The following is an 18129-nucleotide window of genomic DNA, read 5'->3' as shown; positions in this document are numbered from 1 at the left end:
CCCGGCCGCTCAGGCGCCCGCCGACTTGATCGCGGCGGCCCACTTCTTGTTCAGCTCGGCGAAGTAGGCGTCCAGCGTTCCGGCGGCCGCGCCCCGGGCCAGATCGACGATGTGCTGGCGGTAGTCGGGCTTGTTCAGGCCGATCTCCGACTCGTTGTCGATCTTGGAGACCTGCGCGTTCCTCTCCTGACTCAGCTCGATGAACTGAACGCCCGCATCCTGGTAGGCCTTGAGCTCCGGCGGCAGCGCCCCGCTCTTCAACGTCGGCAGCAGAGCCTCGTCCTGCGCGAAGGTGCTCTGGTCGACGAACCAGTCGACCCAGGCCCGGGCGGCCTGCTTGTGCTTGGAATGGATGCTGACGGCCTGCGCGTAGTCGGGCTGAATGATCGAGCAGTAGTGCCCGTTGACCTGCGCCGGCCACGGCATGAAGCCGATGTCCGCCGGGTCGTTGCCGGCCTTCTTCGCGGCCGACTTCATCTGCGAGATCGCCCAGGACGCCAGCATCAGCGTCCCGATCTTCCCGGTGGCGATACCGCTCTTGGCGCCGCCGTCCCAGGCTGTCGTCGTCGGGTCGGCCTCTACCAGCTTGTCGTGCACCATGTTGTAGAGCAGCGAGTCGATCTGGTTCAGGTCCTTGCCCGGGCCCCACGGCGCCGTGTCGGCGGCGAGGTTGTCGTTGGCCTTCGTGTCGCAGCTGCCGGAGCCCAGGTTGAACTGCCAGGCCGTCATCGGCCAGCCCTCGTGGTAGATCGTGTAGAGCGGCGTCGCTGACGTCTTCGACCTGATCGCCTGCAGGTCGGCGCGGAACTCCTCCAACGTGGCGGGCCACGTGGTGATCCCGGCCTGCTGCCAGACCGCCTTGTTGTAGACCAGGCCGTTCGCGTTGCCGTTGGTCGGGATGCCGTAGACCTGACCGTTGTACGTGGTCTTGTCGACGAAGCGGTACTTCTGGCTGAGCTCGGTGGCGTCGCCGAGCGGGGCGAAGAACTTCGGGTAGTCGGGCACCGGGACGGCACCCGGGATCATGAGCACGTCGCCGTAGTCGTCGCTGTTCATCCGGACCTTGACGTCGGTCTCGTAGGCGACGATCGCCTCGAACTTGACGTGCACGTTGGGATAGATCTTGTTGAACTCGGCCGCGTACCGGTCCAGGGTGCCGTCGGCCGCGAGGTCGGTCTTGTGGGTGAGCACGGTGATGTCCCCGCTCACCTTGGCCGGGTCGGTCGGGGCCGCGGCCGTGCCGTCGCTGCCGCCGCCGGAGCAACCCGTCACCGTCAAGAGCAGCGCCACGGCCAGCACGGCCGCCGATCGCAGGTTCATCTGCCTTCTCCCGGGCTTTAACGTTTAAGCGCCTGATGCGGCGACCGGCCCGGCCGAGGCTCACGAGGGATGCCCCGGCCAGGCCTGGTCCGGCTGGCGAGTGGTTACGGGTTCTGGGTGAGCAGGTGCGCCTTGAAGCCCTCACCGAAGGTGGCCGTCGGCGTGCCGGTGTAGTCGTTGATCAGCACGTTGCCCTGGCTGCAACCCCACGGATTCCAGGTCCACGCCAGGTATCCGACGCCGTGCGCGTCGGCCCAGGCCATCACCTGGTCGATGTAGTCGTGCGCGCAGGTGTTCTGGCCGATCTCACCGGCCGTCACCGGCACCTGCGCGGCGACCGTACCGATCTGGGTGTCCCAGCACGCGACGGTGACGCAGGCGTTGAAGTTGTACGTGTGCCAGGACGCCATGATGTTGCCGGCCGGGTCGGTGGGCTTGTAGGTCAGCCACTGGGTCAGGTCGTTGGTCCAGGTCAGCCCGGCAACCATGATCATGTTGGTGGCGCCGGCGGCTCGGACGGTGTTGACCAGGGTCTGCATGCCCGCCACCGCGTAGCCGATGCCGGTGCAGGTGCCGCCGTCGCGCAGGCACTTCCACGCGGCAGTGGCGTCGGTCCAGTTGTTGGCCGCGTCCGGGTACGGCTCATTGAACAGGTCGAAGACGACCGCGTTGTTGCCCTTGAACATGGTGGCGACCTGCGTCCAGAACGTCGGCGCGTACTGCGCGTCCGGCATCGGCTTCTGGCAGGTCGCGTTGACATCCGAGCAGGCCGACGCCTGGCCGGTGTAGGCGCCGTGGTTCCAGTGCATCTCGACGATCGGGTTGATGCCGTTGGCGACGAGCAGATCCACGTAGTCCTTGACGGCCTGTTGGTAGGTGGCGCCGCTGGGCGTGCCGAACGTCCCCAGCCAGCAGTCCTCGTTCAGCGGGACCCGTACGGCGTGGATGTTCCATGCCTTCATCGCGTCCACGGAGGCCTGGTCGGGCTGCGCGCTGTCCCACATGCCCTTGCCCTGCACGCAGGCGAACTCGGCGCTTGCCCGGTTGACACCCAGCAACCGGTAGTTCGCGCCGGCGGCGGTCACCAGGTGGTTGCCGGACACGTGCAGGGCCGGGGCAGCCCCGCCGGGGTTGCCCGAGCCGACCCTGATGGAGACCGGGGTGGTGGTCGTCGCCGCGCCGGCGTTGTCCACCGCGCGGGCGCTCACCGAGTACGTCCCGGCGGTCACGTTCGGCCAGGAGAACGTGTACGGCGCGGAGGTGTCCGAGTCGATCACCGTCGAGCCGTTGAGGAACTCGACGCGCGCGATGCTGCCGTCGGGGTCGCTCGCGGTGGCCGCAAAGCTGACGGTCGCGGGAGCGGTGTAGGTCTGACCGGCCGCCGGGCTGGTCAGGCTGACCGTCGGCGCCCGGTTGCCGCCGGACGAGCTGGTCGACGGGCTTGGGCTGGTGGAGCTGCCGGTGCACGCGACCCCGTTGAGCGCGAAGTTGGTCGGCTGCTGGAACGGGCTCGGGGGTGCGGCGCCGGTCCACTCGCCCTGCATGCCGACGCTCGTGTCGGTGGCGCCGGTGGCGATCGATCCGTTCCAGCCGGCGTCGGTGGCGGTGATCGCGGTGGTACCCGTGAAGGTGGCGTTCCATCCGCTCGTGCGGGTCTGGCCGGCGGGCAGGGTGAACGTCAGGGTCCAGTGGCTGATCGGGTCGCCGAGGTTCTTGATGGCGAGCGTGGTGGTGAAGCCACCCGCCGTCGGCGACGACTGCCACGTATTGAGGTTCTGGTACGTGACCGAGCAGCCGGTGGCGGCGGCCGAGGCCGGCAGCGCGACCGCCGCCACGCCGGCCGCCACCAGCACGGCGGCAGCGCAGGACGCCGACAGCGCCTTTCGGTGACTCATGCGGTCTCCTAGTTCCTGGGGACGTCGTCCATCGACGTGCCAACGAACCTGGAGGCCTTAAACCTTTAAGTCAAGCAGCGGTGCGCGGCTCCGTGGCGGGCAACTGCCGGTGAGCCGTGCATCTGAACAGCCTGGCCAATGGGGCGCGGGAACCGGCAGCCGACGGGTGCCGCACGGGTCCGGTGTGAAACTTTCGAAACACCGCAGTCCGGTCCCCCGGGCCTCGCCTCGATGGCCGCTTCCCTCCCGTGCTGATCGACGGGTGCCGCTGGGGCCGGGCGGCGTGCCGGCCCTTCGCCGTACGATCCGCGGGCCCGCATCAGGAACCGTTGCGGTTGGCAGGTCCAGCGCGGCGGCGCCCGCCGGCGGAACGGCCGGGTCCGCGGTTCGCAATGCATTTGGACGTCATCCGTACCGCCACAGGCACAGGTCCCTGCGGCGATCCGCTTCGTCCACGAGTCGCCGAACCGCGCCCGGAGCTAAGCTGGCAGGGAACTCTGAGTACCAGACGCTAGGCTGCTGCTGATGAGGGCTCGCACGGACGGAGGCCCTGTCGACCTCGCCCAAGTCGTTGACCAACAGGCGGCGCTGCGTCGTGTCGCCACGCTCGTCGCGCGCGGCGTGCCACCGACCGCGGTCTTCGACGCGGTCGCCGCGGAGCTCGATCGACTCATCGGCGCCGACGGTGCGGTGATCGACCGCTATGAGGCAGACGGCACGATCACCGTGCTGGCAAGCAGTGGCTCGGGGCTCCCGGTCGGCACACGCGGATCGCTGGAGGGCAGCCCTGTCTCGGCTCAGGTGTGGCGCACCGGCCGTTCCGTCCGAGTCAACAGCTACGCGGGTGGTTCCGGCCCGCTCGCCGAGCAGATTCGCGGGTTGGGGATCCGCTCGGCGGTCGGTGCCCCGATCGCCGTTGAGGGACGCCTCTGGGGGCTGACCGTGGCCTTCACGACGCGGGAAGAGCCAATGGCCGCCGACGCCGAGGCGCGCATCGCGGACTTCACCGACCTGGTCGGCACCGCGATCGCCAACGCCCAGGCCCGAGCCGACCTCGTCGCCTCCCGGACCCGTGTCGTGATCGCGGCCGACCAGGCCCGCCGACGCATCGAACGCGACCTGCACGACGGCATCCAGCAGCGGCTGGTCTCGCTGGCCGTGGCCGCGCGCATGATCGAGGCGGACCTGCCGAGCGGCACGTCCCACCTGCGGGCACGGCTGTCCGCGCTCACCGACGGGCTGACCGCCGCGCTGGACGAGCTGCGGGAAATCTCCCGCGGCATCCACCCCGCGATCCTGTCCGACGGAGGCCTGGGACCAGCGCTGAAATCCCTCGCCCGCCGTTCCGCCGTCGCGGTGCAGCTCGATGTCTGCTCCGACCGGCTGCCCGAACCGGTCGAGGTGGCCGGCTACTACGTCGTGGCCGAGGCGCTGGCCAACGCCACCAAGTACGCACACGCCGCCGTCGTACACGTCGCCACCGCGGTCAGCGACGGCCGGCTCCACATCACGGTGCGCGACCACGGCGTCGGCGGCGCCGACCCAGCATGCGGCTCCGGCCTCACCGGGCTCGCCGATCGAGTCGAAGCACTAGGCGGAACCATCACGCTGGACAGCCCGATCGGGCACGGCACCTCCCTCCACGTCGAGCTTCCCCTCGCCGTTCACTGACCGCCAGCATCGTGGCGCGCGCTCGCCGCTCGGCATGGCAACTGACCACCACCGTCGGGCGCGGCACACACTCCACTGTGGAGGATCCGGGCGGCCGGCGCCTCCCGCAGCGTCGACGTCACCGGAGCCCGGGTTCGCAGCTGCCCCTGCCGCCGTGCCGGTGACGCCGACGTGAGCAGCAGATTCAAGCTTTCTACAAGATTCGCGCAGTGCCGGAGGGACACCGTTGGGCGGCATCGGCGCTCGCCCGGCCATCGGGGACGGGCTGGCCGGTGACCGGTGTCATGTTCCGGCCAACGTTGGAGGCGCCTGTGTCGGTCGAGGCCAGCTCGGCCGGGCAGCGTCTTGCCGGTGCGCCGTGACGGGAGAACGGTACGACGTCGTGGTCGTCGGCGCTCGCTGCGCCGGGGCTTCGACCGCCCTGCTGCTGGCCCGTCGCGGCTACCGTGTGCTGCTGCTGGACCGGGCGAGCCTGCCGAGCGACACGCTGTCGACGCACTACATCCACCCGGGGGGCCTGGCGCTGCTGGCCCAGTGGGGGCTCCTGGATACCTTGACGGCCACCGGCTGCCCCCCGATCCGGCGGATCTCGCACCAGGTCGGCGGCGTCCGGCTCGAGGCGATGGTGCCGGCGGTGGACGGGGTCGGCTTCAGCTGCGCGCCGCGCCGCCAGGTGCTCGACGCGGTGCTGGCGGATGCCGCGGTCGGCGCGGGCGCCCAGCTGCGCGACGGGTGCGAGGTGCTCGATGTGACCTTCGACCGAGGACGGGCGACCGGCGTCACCTACCGCACCCCCGCCGGCGCCCGGGACACGGTCGCCGCCGGGCTCGTCGTCGGCGCGGACGGCATGCGGTCGACCGTGGCGCACCTGGTCGGTGCACCCGCCGAGTCCGGGGACGCGCGGCTGACCTGCATCTATTACACGTACTGGACGGGTATCGGAGAGGACTTCGAGCTCTACGAGCAGCCGCACCGGCTCGTCGGCGCGATGCCCACGCACGGCGACCAGACGCTGGTCTGCACCTACTTCCCCAGCGCCGAGTTCGCGCAGGTCCGCGGGCACGCCTGGGACTCCTACCTGGACAACATCCGCACCACCGCGCCCGGTCTGTTCGAACGGATTGCCGCGAGTACCCGTACCGAACGGCTGCGCGGGACCAACGATCAGCGGAACTTCTTTCGTCAGGCCTGCGGACCGGGCTGGGTTCTCGTCGGCGACGCCGGCCACCACAAGGACTCCATCACCGCACGCGGTATCACCGACGCGTTCGAACAGGCCGCGATGCTCGCCGACTGCGTGGCCGACGGTCTGCACGACGAGGCGCGGTTGCGTGACGGGCTGCGCCGATTCGCCGAGCAACGCAGGGCCCGCTTCACCCCGCTGTACAAGACGGCGCTGCTCGCCGGGGCGCTGGACATCTCGCCGTACCGGCTGGAGGTGCTACGGTTCCTGAGCACCCGGCCGGAACTTGTCGGACGCTACTTCGCGATAAACGCCGGCATCATCGAGTCCGGGCAACTGTTCAACCGGCAGCTGTTCGCGGACATGTCGTCCTTCCGGGCGGGTGCACCGGGGTGAGTCAGGCCGTCTCTGCGTGCGCCCGGCCGGCCCGCACGCCGAGGAGCCTCTCCGCGACACTCGCGGCCTGACGGGCGCGCTGCTGCAGGTTGTAGAGGGCCTGCGCCTCCTGCCAGGCGCTCATGGCGTCGGCGGTGCAGCCGACGGCACGGTACACGTCGCCGAGGTGGACCAGGGTGTCCGCTTCCTCGTAGGTGTCGCCCAGTTCGCGGCGCAGCGTCAGGGCGTGCAGATAGTGCCGCAGTGCCGACGCGTGCCGGCCGCTGTGGTGGGCGATGTAGCCGAGGCTGTCGCAGGTGTACGCCTCCCCCTCGCGGAACCCCTGCTCGCGGCAGAGGGCCAGGGCCCGGTGGCAGTAGCGGGCGGCCTCCTCGTAGTCCTGCAGGCGGGCGTGGTACCAGCCGAGAGCGTTCAATGCCTCGGCCTCGCGGGCAGGGTTGCCGAGGGTGGACCGGATGCGCAGGTTGGCGTCCGCGTGAACGAGGGCCTGCCGGTAATCGCCGACGTGTTCGCAGGCGAGCGCGAGGTTCAGCTGGGTTTGCGCCTGGCCGTCGGCATCGCCGGCCTCCTCGTATCCGGCCGCCGCCCGCCGGAGATGGTGCAGCGCACGTGCATGCCGGCCGAGCGGGACGTGTGCGCGACCCAGCAGCCGGTGGTTGAGGGCGAGGTCCGTCGGGTTTGCCAGCGCCTGGGTGGCGGCGATCGTGGCCTGGAGCATGGCGACGCGGACGTGCAGGTACCCTCGCCGCCACTGGAAGGTGTCGAGGGCCCAGGCCAGCCGCCATACCTCGGCGTGCCAGCCACGCTCCACGGCGTCCTGGTGCTCGGCCAGCAGGCACTCGTGCTCCGCCTCGAACCAGGCCATCGCCGTGGCGGCGTCGGTGAGCAGGCCGGACAGTGGTGCCGGCGCGGGGCCCGGCGTGATCGGGGTGCGCCGGGGCGACAGCAGCCGGTCGGCGGCGAGGGCGGCGCTGGTGTAGAACGACGTCAGCCGGTGTCGCGCGGCTTCAACGACAGCGGCGTCCTGATCGGATGCGCAACGCTCGGCAGCGTACAGATGCACGAGGTCATGCATCCGGTAGCGGCCGGCGGTGTGCTCCTGCAGCAGATACGCGGCCGCCAGCCTGCGCAGCGCGACCCGCGTCCGGGCGGCGGACCGGCCGGTCAGCGCCACGGCGGCGGAGAGGCTGATGTCCGGTCCCGGCGCGGCGCCCAGGAGGCCGAACGTTCGCATCAGGTCGGGATCGAGAGCCTGGTACGAGGCGGAGAACACGGCCCGCAGGTCCGCGTTGAGGTCGTCGGCGTCCAAGGCGTCGAGCCGCGCCGAGCGGTCGGCGAGCTCCTCCGCCAGCGCGGCCAGCGGGAGGCCGGACTGGATGCGCGCCCGGGCCGCCACGATGCTCGTGGCCAGCGGCAGCCCCGCGCAGTGCGCCACGAGCGCGGCGACGGCCTGGGGCTCGCGCGTCGCCCGATGCCGGCCGAGGTGGTGCACGAGCAGTTGCTGCCCCTCGTGCATGGGCAGCGTGTCCAGGGCGAGCGGCCGGGCGCCGTACGCGGTGACCAGCCCGGCGAACTGCCGGCGACCGGTGACCAGGACCATGCAGACGGGGCTGCCGGGCAGCAGCGGCTCGACCTGCGCCGTGCTGTTGGCGTTGTCGAGCAGGATCAGCATCCGCCGGCCCACGACGAGGCTGCGGTACAGCGCTGCCCGGCTCGGCAGGTCCGCCGGGATCTCGGCCGGCGCGACCCCCAGCGCCTCGAGGAAGCCGTGGAGGGCGACCGATGCGGGAACCGGGTTCCCGGCCGGATCGAAGCCGCGGAGGTCGGCGTACAGCTGCCCGGCAGGGAAGCGGTCGATGTTGCGGTGCGCCCAGTGCAACGCGAGCGACGTCTTGCCGATCCCGCCGGTACCGCCGATGACCGCGATTCCCATGACGTCACCGGTGCGGGCGACCCGGTCCAGCTCAGCGATCTCCCCGGCCCGGCCGACGAAGACCGCGGGTGGCGCCGGCAACTGACGCGGGGTCTGCACCTGAGACCGGGCCAGCGCCGCCGGCGCGTTCGCCGCATCGAGCGCCGGGTCAGCGGCGAGAATCCGCTCGTGCAGCTGCTGCAGTGCCATGCCCGGGTCGCTGCCCAGCTCCTCCTTCAGCCGCTGCCGAATCAGCCGGAAGTGGGCCAGCGCGTCGGCGACACGGCCGCTGCGGAACAACGCGAGCATGAACTGGCCCGCCGCTCGCTCGTCCAGCGGATACGCCTCGGCCTTGGTGAGCAGCTCGGCCAGCAGCTCACCGTGGTGCCCGAGGCGCAGCCGGATGTCGCAACGGTCCAGTTCGGCGGCGAGCCGCTCCTGGTCGGCGGCGTCGCGCTGCAGGTTGAAGTACGGCGTGTCGAGGCCGGCGAAAGCGTCGCCGCGCCAGAGGCCGAGCGCCTCGCCGAGCAGGGCCGAGGCCGTATCGTCGTCGGCCACGGAGCGGGCCTGCGTGCACAGGCTCCGAAACAGGTGCAGGTCAACGGTCAGCCGGTCGATCTCCAGCAGGTAACCGCCGGAGCGGCGGTGCAGCAACGGCCGGCCCGACGCTGCGGTCAGGGTGCGGCGCAGACGCGACAGGTAGCTGTACAGCGTCGGCTGCGCCCGCTGCGGCGGCCGGGCGCCCCACACCCGCTCGACGAGCTGGTCGGCCCGCACGACGTCGCCGGCGTCGACCAGCAACGCCGCCAGCACCGCGCGCTGCCGGGCATGTCCGACCTCGATCGGCGCCTCGCCCCGGTGTGCCTCGATACTGCCGAGCAACTGGAACTCCAACGTCTCGTCGATCCTCCTTCGTCCGTTGCCGCTGATGCGGGTGCCGCACCGGCTGCGTACGGCGTCGCACAGCTCGAACCGCGGTTGACTTCCGCGATCGTAGGCCCGAGCCCGTCGTCGCCGCCGCCCCTGCCCTCCCCACCTGCGCCAACACCGCGTGCCGCCGAACGCGACTCCGGCCCCGTCCCCGGGCCCGTCAGACGCGGACCGCGTCCTCGCTCGACCGCGTGGCCAGCGGCGCCTGTTCGTCCGCGGCCGGGCGGCCGCCGCGCAGCACCCGGGCCACGACCGCGGGCGCGAACAGGCTCGGCGGCGCGGCCATCAGGTTGGCGACCCGCAGGAATGCCCGGCCGACCACCGCGTCGTGCTCGGCGGCGCGGAAGACCCGGCCGATGTACGCGTTGATGAACCTCGTCCGGCGCGAGCGCACACCGTCGACGTGGTCGAAGCGCAGGTCGCCGCCGACGGCGATCTCCCACGGGGCCTGCAGCAGCCGCGCGGCCCCGGCATAGAACCGGCGCGGCACGTCCCGGCGGCCGCGGGCCAGGCAGTCGCGCAGCACCAGGGCCTCGGCGGCGGCGATGGTCATGCCCTGGCCGTAGGCCGGGTTGAACGAGCACAGCGCGTCCCCGACCGACACCAGCCCCTCGGGCCGCCGGTCGAGCTGCTCGTAGCGGCGGCGGACGCTGACCGGCAGCCGCATCCGGTGCGGCGGGCCGAGCGGCTCCGCGCCCGCGATGAGGTCGTGCACTCGCCGGTCGGGCAGCCGGCCCGCGAAGGCGACGAACTCGTCCACATCGCTCGGCAGCGTGATGCCCGGACCGCAGCCGAGCAGGGTGACCTGCCGGCGCTCGCCCTCCACGCTGATGGCCACGACCCCGTACGGCTGGCCCGGCCACGGGCTCTGCATCAGCGCCGCGTACGGCGTGTCGCCCGGCGTGCGGCGGAACTCGCGCGTCACGTAGACCATGTTGGCGTCGACGGTCTCCTCGGCCGGTGCCGCATAGCCCAGCTCGGCCAGCCACGTCGGGCCGCGGTTGCCGCGCCCGGTCGCGTCGACGACCAGGTCGGCCGCGAGCTCCTGCACGGCGCCGCCCCTGGGCAGCACCCGGGCGCCGGTGACCCGGCGGCGGTCCGGCGTGCTCAGCAGCCCGACGGCCTCGTGCTCGGCGCGGATCTCGACGTTGGGCAGCGCGGCCACGCGGGACCGCACGTAGCCCTCGATTGCCGGGCGGCTCAGGCACAGGCCGCGCAGCCCGGACTCCGCGTTGCGCAGCGGGCGCCCGTCGGAGATCCACAGCAGGTCGCGCTGGATGTCGACCGGGATGCCGCCGAGCGCGGCCACGTCGGTCGCGAAGCCGTCGAACAGCTCCGTCAGGGCCGCGTGCCCGGCGGCGAGCAGCCCGTGGCCGTGCGCACCCTGCGGCACGCAGCGGCGGGTGACCGCCGCCTCCGGCAACTCGTCGCGGTCCACCACCGTCACCTTGGCGAACGCGTCGCTGAGCACCCGGGCGGCGAGCAGGCCCGAGATGCTGGAGCCCAGCACGACGGCGTGGCCGCGGCGGTCGTTGCTTGCCATGACAACTCCCTGGATCGATGGCGAGCCGTCTGCCCGCCCTACCGCAATCACAGCCGGGACCGGGAGCGTCGCGCCTGAGCAACGCTTACTCATCGACGGCCGTCGCCGAGCCGACTACTCACCGCGGGTGTCGGGTTTCGTCCAGTCCCGACGCGGCCGGCCGTGGCATGCTGGCACCACAAGGGACGCTCGCACGGCCCGTGCGGCGGACGCGGACGGGTGGTGTCGTGGGCAGGGCCGTAACGGCATGGCCGTTCGTGAGCAGGCACGCCGAGCTGGAGCGCATCGCCGACGCCCTGGCCGACGCCGACCACGGCGCGGTCATCATCACCGGCCGCTCGGGGGTCGGCAAGTCGCGGCTGGCGCGGGAGGCGCTGCGGCGCGCCCGCGACGACGGGTGGCCGGTGCTGCACATCGCGGTTTCCGTGGCCGCGGCCGCGATCCCGCTGTCGGCGGTCGCGGCGCTGCTGCCGGCCGGCGCCGGGCTCGACGACCCGGTCACGCTGCTGGGCGCGTGCCGGGAGCACCTTCGCACGACGTTCGGCGGGCGCCGCGTGGTGATCGCCGTCGATGACGCCGATCTGCTGGATCCGGCCTCCACGGTACTGCTGGCGCACCTGCTGCAGCAGCGGGCCATCTTCGTCGTGGCGACCGTGGCGACCCCCGCCGCGCCGCCGGAGCCGCTCGACGCGCTCTGGCGGGCCGGGCAGGCCACCCGCATCGAGCTGGGCGGGCTCGACCGCGGCGCCTGCGACCGCCTGCTGCACCTGAGCCTGCTCGGGCCGGTGACCGCCCCGACGTCGCTGGCGCTGTGGGACGCCAGCCGGGGCAACGCGCTGTACCTGCGGGAGCTCGTCCTCGGCGCCCTCGAGGACGGCGCGCTGGTCGGCACCGGCGGGGTGTGGGCGCTGCGCGCGCCGCTACGACCCGGCGCCGGAGTGGCCGCCATCGTCCGGCGCCGCCTGGCCGAGCTCCCCGAGCCCGACCGGCAGGTGCTGGACCTGCTCGCGGTCTGCGGCCCGCTCGGCGCGGACGACGTGGCCGCGCAGTTCCCGGCGGCCGGCCTGCCCGGCCTCGAGGCGCGTGAATGGATCGTGGTGCGGGTCGAGCAGCGCCGCCACCAGATCGCCCTGGCCCATCCGCTGCACGGCGCGATCCTGCGCGAGAGCATCCCGACCCTGGCCGCCCGCCGGATGCTGCTGGACCAGATCGACCGCGTCACCGCCTACGGGGCCCGGCGCGCGAGCGACCCGCTGCGGCTGGCGACGTGGCGGCTGGACGCCACCGGCGCCGGCGACACCGCCCTGCTGGCCGAGGCCGCGGTCGCCGCCCGCGCGGCCCGCGACAACGCCCGGGCCAAGCGGCTGGCCGGCGCCGTCCTGCGCACCGCCCCGCACCTGCGCGCGAGCCTCGTGCTCGCCGAGACCCTCGTGGACGAGGGCGATCCGGCCGGGGCGGAGGCGGCCCTCGCCGACGCCGACGATCCGGCCGCCGACGCCGAAACCTACGCCGCGTGGGCGGTGACCCGGAGCCTGAACCTCGCGTACCGGCTCGGCCGGCTCGACGACGCTGACCGGGTCCTGCAGGCCGCGGCCGACGTCGTCGACTCGGCCGGCGACGGGCGGCTCCTCGCCACGCGGGCGATGCTGTCGGCGTACGGCGGGCGTCCCCGCGAGGCGCTGGAGCTGCTGGCCTCCGTCGATCCTCCGCACCGTGACGCCGCGGCCGCGGCACCAGCCGGCGGGACCCTCGCCTGGCACGTGCGCTCGGCGAGCCTGACCGAGCTCGGCCGGCTGGACGAGGCCGAGGAGCTGTGCCGGCTCGGCCACGCCCGGCCCGAGCCGGGCGGCGCGGCCCCACCCGCGGCGGTACACCTCACCGTCCTCGCCACCGTCCTGGACCTGCGCGGGCAGTTCGGCGCCGCGCTGGACGTCTGCGCCCAGGGCCAGGACGAGGCCGTCGCCGCCGGGGACCGCTCGCTGAGCGCGATGTTCGCCACCATCGCGGGCTGGACGCAGCTCGACCGCGGCGACGTCGCCGCGGCGGCCGTCGCGTTCCGGGCGGCGCTGAGCGAGACGGGGCCGGTCGCCACCTCCGACGCGGTCCGCAGCGCCGTCGCCGGCCTCGTGATGGCGACCGCGCTCGCCGGTGCGGTGGACCGGCCCGCGCTCGAGCGGCTGACCGCGGGCCTCGACGCCGTCGCGTCCGACACGGCCGGCCCGGCGATCCAGCAGCAGCGGGCCCTGGCCTGGGTCGACGCCCAGCACGGCAACGTGCCGGCCGCGCTGACCCGGCTCGTGCGCACGGCCGAGCGGTGCACCCAGGTCGGTGCGTACACGCGCGCGTTCCGGCTCCTGCACGACATGGTCCGCCTCGGCCGCCCCGAGTACGCGCTCGACCGGCTGCGGAACCTGCCCTGGGCCAGCGAATGGACCGCCACGGTCCGCGCCCACGCCGAGGCGGCGGTCCGCGGCGACGGCGGCGCGCTGCTGGCGGCCGCACACCGCTACGCCGCCCTGGACGCGCTGCTCGTCGCCGCCGAGACGGCCACCCACGCCGCCGCCACGGGCGACGGGCGCCTGCGGTCGCGGGCCGGCGTGCTGGCCGCGCAGTGGCTGGCCCGCTGCCCGGACGTGCGCACCCCGGGCCTGCTGCGGCCGGTGACCACGACGCCGCTGAGCACCCGCGAACGCGAGATCGCGGTGCTGGCCGCGAAGGGCCATCCGAGCCGGACGATCGCCGAGCAGCTCTACCTGTCGGTCCGGACCGTCAACAACCATCTGCAGAGCGCCTACACCAAGCTCGGGGTCTCCAACCGCGGCGAGCTCGCCGCCGCGCTGCGGATCGGGCCAACGCCGGAGGAGGACGAGCGATGACACCGGAACACGTGGACCTGGTGCTGCACGACGTCGAGCTGATCCGCCCGCGGCTGCCGCAGGTCGCCGACGCGTTCTACGCCAGGCTGTTCGAGCGCTACCCGGACCTGCGCGCGATGTTCCCGGCCGACCTGACCCGCCAGCGCGCCAAGTTCGCCGACGAGCTGCACGCCCTAGTGGTGGCGCTGCCCGACGTCTCGGCGTTCCTGGCCGGCGCGGCCCGGCTCGGCACCCGCCACGCCGGCTACGGCGTCCGGGTCGCCCACTACGGCCAGGTCCGCACCGTCCTCATCGCCACGATCGCCGCCGAGCTGGGGCCGACCTGGACCGACGCGCACGAGCTCGCCTGGACCGCCGCCTACGACATGATCACCGAAGCGATGCTGCTCAACCTCCGCTGATGCGGCCCGACCCGTCACCGCGAGCAGTCCGGGTCCAGGTTGCCGAAGCGCTCGGCTCCCACGCCCCGCGTCCCGGGCACGGCACTGGCCGCCGTTCCGAACGCGCCGGCCAGCAGCACGAAGGCGGCCCCGACGCGTCACCCGCTGAGCAATGCCGCCGCCCTCGCGCAGGCCGTACCTGTCGCGCAGCCCGCCCCAGACGGCGTGCCGAAAGGTGGCGACGGCGGGCAGGACGGTGCCGGGCTCGGACGCGGCGGCCCGGCGGCGGTTGACCTCGCCCAGGGAGCGGTACGGTCATTGCCGGCCCGGCCCGTAGGCGATCGCCACGACGAACGGCCGGGTGCGGTCAGGGCGAGTACGTGCTCGTGCAGACGGTGCCGTTGAGCGTGAACGCGGCAGGTGGCGGGTTGGCGCCGGTCTGGTTGCCCGTGAACCCGAAGCTCACGGTGTTGCCGGCGCCCGCGGCGAGAGTGGCGTTCCAGCTCATCGGCGTGACGATCACGTTCTGGCCGCTGGCGGCGAATACGGCGTTCCAGGTGCTGCCGGAGACGGACTCCGTCGCCGCCCGGAAGCTGAACGCGAGGGTCCAACCGGTGATCGGGGTCGGGCCGGTGTTGGTCACGCTGATGTTCGCCACGAAGCCGCTGCCCCAGCCCGTGGCGACGTCGTAGGTCACGACGCAGGTGCTCTCGCGCGGGGTACCGGTGATGAACGTGACCGGCTGCGAGGGCATCGACAGGTAGCCCCGCTGGTCCGTGGCCAGGACATTGAGCGTGTACGCCGTGCCCGGCAGCAGGTTGCGCGCGGTGAACGAGGTTGACGTCGACTCGCCGAGCAGCACGCTGTTCGTGCCGTTCTGCTGGTACACGGCGTACCGGGTGACGGCCGCGCCGGTGGACGGCGGCCAGGAGATGGTCGCGGTGTTCGCGGTGACGGCACCGACCGCCGGGGTGCCGGGGGCGGTCAGCGCCGTGGCGACCGGATTGGTGGCGGAGGGCGTGAGCTTCAACGTCATGATCGTGTACGGCGGGATCACCTGCGTACCCGCGGTGCCCTGCGTCGAGGCGGTGATCGAGGTGTACCCGGAGCCGAGGGTGTACACCGTCGGCGTGGCCCCGCTCGGCGTCCACCCGTCGTAGCCCAGGTTCACGGTGTAGGCGTTGGCCGGGTCCAGGTTGACCAGTTCGACGCTCAGCTGGCCGTTGGCGTTGCGGGCGGCGTGCGCGGAGACCAGCTGGTTGTCCGAGGCCGCTTTGACGAGGGTGTCGCCGGGCAGCGCGACCTTGCTGAGCATCTGCAGCGCGTAGTACGGGGCGAAGGGCGTGTTCAGCGGCGGCTCGCAGACGTGGTCGCTGTTGCAGTTGCCGCTGGAGATCATGCCTCCGTCGCCGTAGGAGGTCGTCCCGTCCGGCGCGGTGGACACGCCGTCGTCGGGCATGCCGTTGCGGGTGTCCCAGTAGTCGACGGTGAACACGCCGCTCTCCAGCGCGGTGAAGTACACGTCGGCGGTGAACAACCCGCCCACCTGCGTGTCGGACTGGTAGTTCGACGCGGTCTCGGTGATGGCGATGCCGATGTTCGGGCCGTTCGGACCCGCGTACTGGTTGATCTTCTGCCGGACCTGCGCCAGTTCCGCGGGCAGGAGCTTGACCTGCTGCAGCACGTCCGCGGCGGTGGTGTGGTTGGGGTAGTAGTGCATGATGCCGAAGTCGATGAACGGCCCGGCGATCGACAGCACCGTGCGGTTCCAGTCCCCGGTGTCGCCGGCGGTGACGACACCGTCGGGCCAGTTGCCCGGGTCGGTGAGGACCGCTCCGACCTTGATGGTCGGGTCGACCGCTTTCATCGCCTTCGCGTACTGCACGACCAGGTTCGCGTACGCGGCCGGGCCTTTGGCGTCGTGGTAGTCCAGCTCCCAGTTCGCGCCGTAGTAGCCGTTGCCGTACAGCTCGTTGCCGATCTCCCAGTACGTGACACCGTACCCCTTCGTGACGTTGGCGTACCGGACCCAGTCGGCCGCCTCCTGCGGCGTGCCGGAGCCGTAGTTGGCGATGAGGATCGCCTGCGCTGCGATGGTCTGCGTGGTGCGCATGAACGAGTCGAAGTCCGTTCCGGGGGCCACGTACCCGCCCCCCGAGACGGTGTTGGTCTGCCAGTGGTATCCGTCGCCGTAGGAGCCGCCGGGATAGCGCATCATCCGCACACCGGCGCGGCCGAGGAGGTCCACCGATGCCTGCGTGTTCATGTTCGTGTCCCAGACGGCCTGGTTGGCGCCGTAGGCGGTGGCCGGCACGGTACCGAGCCCCTCCCGCGCGTTGACCGTGACGTGCACCGGTGCGGGGCTCGCGGCGGGACTCGCCGCGCCCGCCGCCGTCGACCCGCTGATCAGTACGGCACCGCCGAGGGCCACGACCGCGGCCACCGCGGCACGGAGGCGGTGCATGGAGCGATGCATCTGAGTCCTCCACTGCAGAGGGACCCGGCGGTACCGGGTCAGCACCGGCGGCCCCGGACCGCCGGTGCGGTCCTCACCAGTCCGGCAGGACGGATGGCCGCGACTATGGCCGGTCAGATCCACGTCGGTCAATCGCACGCGGCCGCGCCACCGTGGCCGGATCACGAATCCCCCGCGCGTGGCGGCCGTGACGTGGGATCGAGCGACCTCCGCGCCGGTCTCGACGGACGCCGGGAGCCGGACCCGCTCTGAAACTTTCCAGAAGACCGGCCTGAAGTATCGGGCTCGAACTCGGAAAGTATCGAAGGCCGGCGAGCGCGTACCGCCGGAGCCGCCCCGGGGTTGTCTATCCTGACCTCGGACGAGATCCGCCGAAATGGGAGCAGACGTTGTCGGAGACCGGCGCGCACGGAGCGGACGCGGAGCTCGAACGCCTGCGGGGGGACGCCTCCAGACCGGTCACGATCTCGGTCATCGCCGAGTCGGCCGGGGTGTCGGTCCCGACGGTGTCCAAGGTGATCAACCGCCGGTCCGGGGTGGCCGCCGACACCCGCGCCCGCGTCGAGGCGGCCATCAGCCGGCACGGATACCGCCGCCCCGCCCCGAGCGCCCGGTCCAAGCTGATGGAGCTGGTGTTCCCGGAACTGGCGAGCGTCTGGGCGGTGGAGATCATCCGCGGCGTCGAACAGGTCGCGCGGGCCAACCATGTCCGGGTGCTGGTCTCGCAGTTCGGCCTGCACGACACCGAAACCCCGGTCCGGCTGGACGAGATGCCGTCCCATCGCCCCGGCTACGTCATCCGCGTCGCCCAGTGCTCGGCCGCCGAACGCGAGCAGCTGCAGGCGCGCGGCATCCCGTTCGTCGTGTTCGACCCCACTGCGGAACTGCCTGCCGACGTACCGTTCGTCGGCGCCACCAACTGGACCGGCGGCCAGTCCGCGACCAGTCACCTCATCGGCCTCGGCCACCACCGGATCGCCATGATCAGTGGCCCCGAGAGCATCCTGTGCTGCCGGGCCCGCCTGGCCGGCCACCGCTCGGCGCTGGAGGCCGCGGGGCTGCCCTACGACCCGGACCTGGTGGCCCGCACCGGCCACCTCACCCGGGAGGACGGCCACGCCGCCGCCCGCGCGCTGCTGTCCCGCACCCCACGCCCGACCGCGATCTTCGCGAGCAACGACCTGCAGGCGCTCGGCGTCTACCAGGCCGCCCGGGAAGCGGGCCTGCGCGTCCCGGACGACCTCAGCGTCGTCGGCTTCGATGACCTTCCCATCGCGGCCTGGGCCGACCCGCCACTGACCACCGTGCACCAGCCCCTCACCGAGATGGCCGCCGCCGCGACCGAGATGGCATTGGCCCTCGGCCGTGGTGACCCCGCCACCCACACCGGCCTGGAACTCGCCACCGCCCTCGTCGTCCGCGACAGCACCGCACCCCCGGCGCCCTGAGCCCGGTCCGGGTCCGATGCGCCGCATGACGAGCGCCCGGACGGCAAGATCGATCGGCGGATTTTCGAGAAACTTTCTGCCGGGGATCGCGTCGCGCGC

10 protein-coding genes are annotated in these 18129 nt (G+C 72.6%); 5 read left to right on the top strand and 5 right to left on the bottom strand.

Annotated elements, in window-relative coordinates:
- Positions 1–9: 9 nt before the first annotated feature.
- Together ACQP1P_RS15915 and ACQP1P_RS15910 are read right to left on the bottom strand one after the other, a co-directional pair.
- On the bottom strand, positions 10–1320 hold the full coding sequence (locus ACQP1P_RS15915) for an ABC transporter substrate-binding protein (protein ID WP_433087439.1): 1311 nt from the start codon (positions 1318–1320) through the stop codon (positions 10–12).
- A gap of 104 nt (positions 1321–1424) precedes the next feature.
- Positions 1425–3215 (bottom strand): cellulase family glycosylhydrolase, encoded by a 1791-nt coding sequence (locus tag ACQP1P_RS15910; protein ID WP_433087438.1) that lies wholly within the window; start codon positions 3213–3215, stop codon positions 1425–1427.
- Between the two features lie 621 nt (positions 3216–3836).
- Between ACQP1P_RS15910 and ACQP1P_RS15905 the strand changes: the two genes are divergently transcribed.
- Both ACQP1P_RS15905 and ACQP1P_RS15900 read left to right on the top strand, forming a co-directional pair.
- Positions 3837–4886 carry a GAF domain-containing sensor histidine kinase gene (locus ACQP1P_RS15905; protein ID WP_433087437.1) on the top strand — a complete coding sequence of 350 codons (1050 nt, stop codon included), beginning with the start codon at positions 3837–3839 and terminating at the stop codon, positions 4884–4886.
- Between the two features lie 358 nt (positions 4887–5244).
- On the top strand, positions 5245–6465 hold the full coding sequence (locus tag ACQP1P_RS15900) for an NAD(P)/FAD-dependent oxidoreductase (RefSeq protein ID WP_433087436.1): 1221 nt from the start codon (positions 5245–5247) through the stop codon (positions 6463–6465).
- A 1-nt stretch (position 6466) separates the two neighbouring features.
- On the opposite strand, the gene ACQP1P_RS15895 is transcribed toward ACQP1P_RS15900, so the two are convergent.
- Both ACQP1P_RS15895 and ACQP1P_RS15890 read right to left on the bottom strand, forming a co-directional pair.
- Complete coding sequence (locus tag ACQP1P_RS15895; protein WP_433087435.1) at positions 6467–9271, bottom strand: BTAD domain-containing putative transcriptional regulator; 2805 nt, start codon at positions 9269–9271, stop codon at positions 6467–6469.
- Positions 9272–9467: 196 nt separating this feature from the next.
- On the bottom strand, positions 9468–10850 hold the full coding sequence (locus tag ACQP1P_RS15890; protein WP_433087434.1) for an FAD-dependent oxidoreductase: 1383 nt from the start codon (positions 10848–10850) through the stop codon (positions 9468–9470).
- Between the two features lie 257 nt (positions 10851–11107).
- Here ACQP1P_RS15890 and ACQP1P_RS15885 point away from each other — a divergent pair, with 257 nt between their 5' ends.
- Together ACQP1P_RS15885 and ACQP1P_RS15880 are read left to right on the top strand one after the other, a co-directional pair.
- On the top strand, positions 11108–13726 hold the full coding sequence (locus ACQP1P_RS15885) for a LuxR C-terminal-related transcriptional regulator (RefSeq protein WP_433087433.1): 2619 nt from the start codon (positions 11108–11110) through the stop codon (positions 13724–13726).
- The gene (locus ACQP1P_RS15880) at positions 13723–14127 is read left to right on the top strand and encodes a globin domain-containing protein (protein WP_433087432.1); all 405 of its coding nucleotides are present in this window, start codon (positions 13723–13725) and stop codon (positions 14125–14127) included. Before ACQP1P_RS15885 ends, ACQP1P_RS15880 begins: the two co-directional genes overlap by 4 nt.
- Before the next feature lie 346 nt (positions 14128–14473).
- On the opposite strand, the gene ACQP1P_RS15875 is transcribed toward ACQP1P_RS15880, so the two are convergent.
- Positions 14474–16570, bottom strand: coding sequence for a cellulose binding domain-containing protein (locus ACQP1P_RS15875; protein ID WP_433087431.1), 2097 nt, complete (start codon positions 16568–16570; stop codon positions 14474–14476).
- Positions 16571–16971: 401 nt separating this feature from the next.
- Between ACQP1P_RS15875 and ACQP1P_RS15870 the strand changes: the two genes are divergently transcribed.
- Positions 16972–18030 (top strand): LacI family DNA-binding transcriptional regulator, encoded by a 1059-nt coding sequence (locus ACQP1P_RS15870; RefSeq protein ID WP_433087430.1) that lies wholly within the window; start codon positions 16972–16974, stop codon positions 18028–18030.
- Positions 18031–18129: the final 99 nt, after the last annotated feature.

The sequence above is a fragment of the Dactylosporangium sp. CA-052675 genome (assembly GCF_050947935.1).
Lineage (GTDB): Bacteria > Actinomycetota > Actinomycetes > Mycobacteriales > Micromonosporaceae > Dactylosporangium.
The sequence above is the reverse complement of the archived record's forward strand: the minus strand, read 5'-3'. Positions and strand labels throughout refer to the sequence as shown.

Coding starts and splice junctions, on each gene's coding strand:
- ACQP1P_RS15915 (WP_433087439.1), bottom strand. CDS start 1,320: ATGAACCTGCGATCGGCGGCCGTGCTGGCCGTGGCGCTGCTCTTGACG.
- ACQP1P_RS15880 (WP_433087432.1), top strand. CDS start 13,723: ATGACACCGGAACACGTGGACCTGGTGCTGCACGACGTCGAGCTGATC.
- ACQP1P_RS15875 (WP_433087431.1), bottom strand. CDS start 16,570: ATGCACCGCCTCCGTGCCGCGGTGGCCGCGGTCGTGGCCCTCGGCGGT.
- ACQP1P_RS15910 (WP_433087438.1), bottom strand. CDS start 3,215: ATGAGTCACCGAAAGGCGCTGTCGGCGTCCTGCGCTGCCGCCGTGCTG.
- ACQP1P_RS15890 (WP_433087434.1), bottom strand. CDS start 10,850: ATGGCAAGCAACGACCGCCGCGGCCACGCCGTCGTGCTGGGCTCCAGC.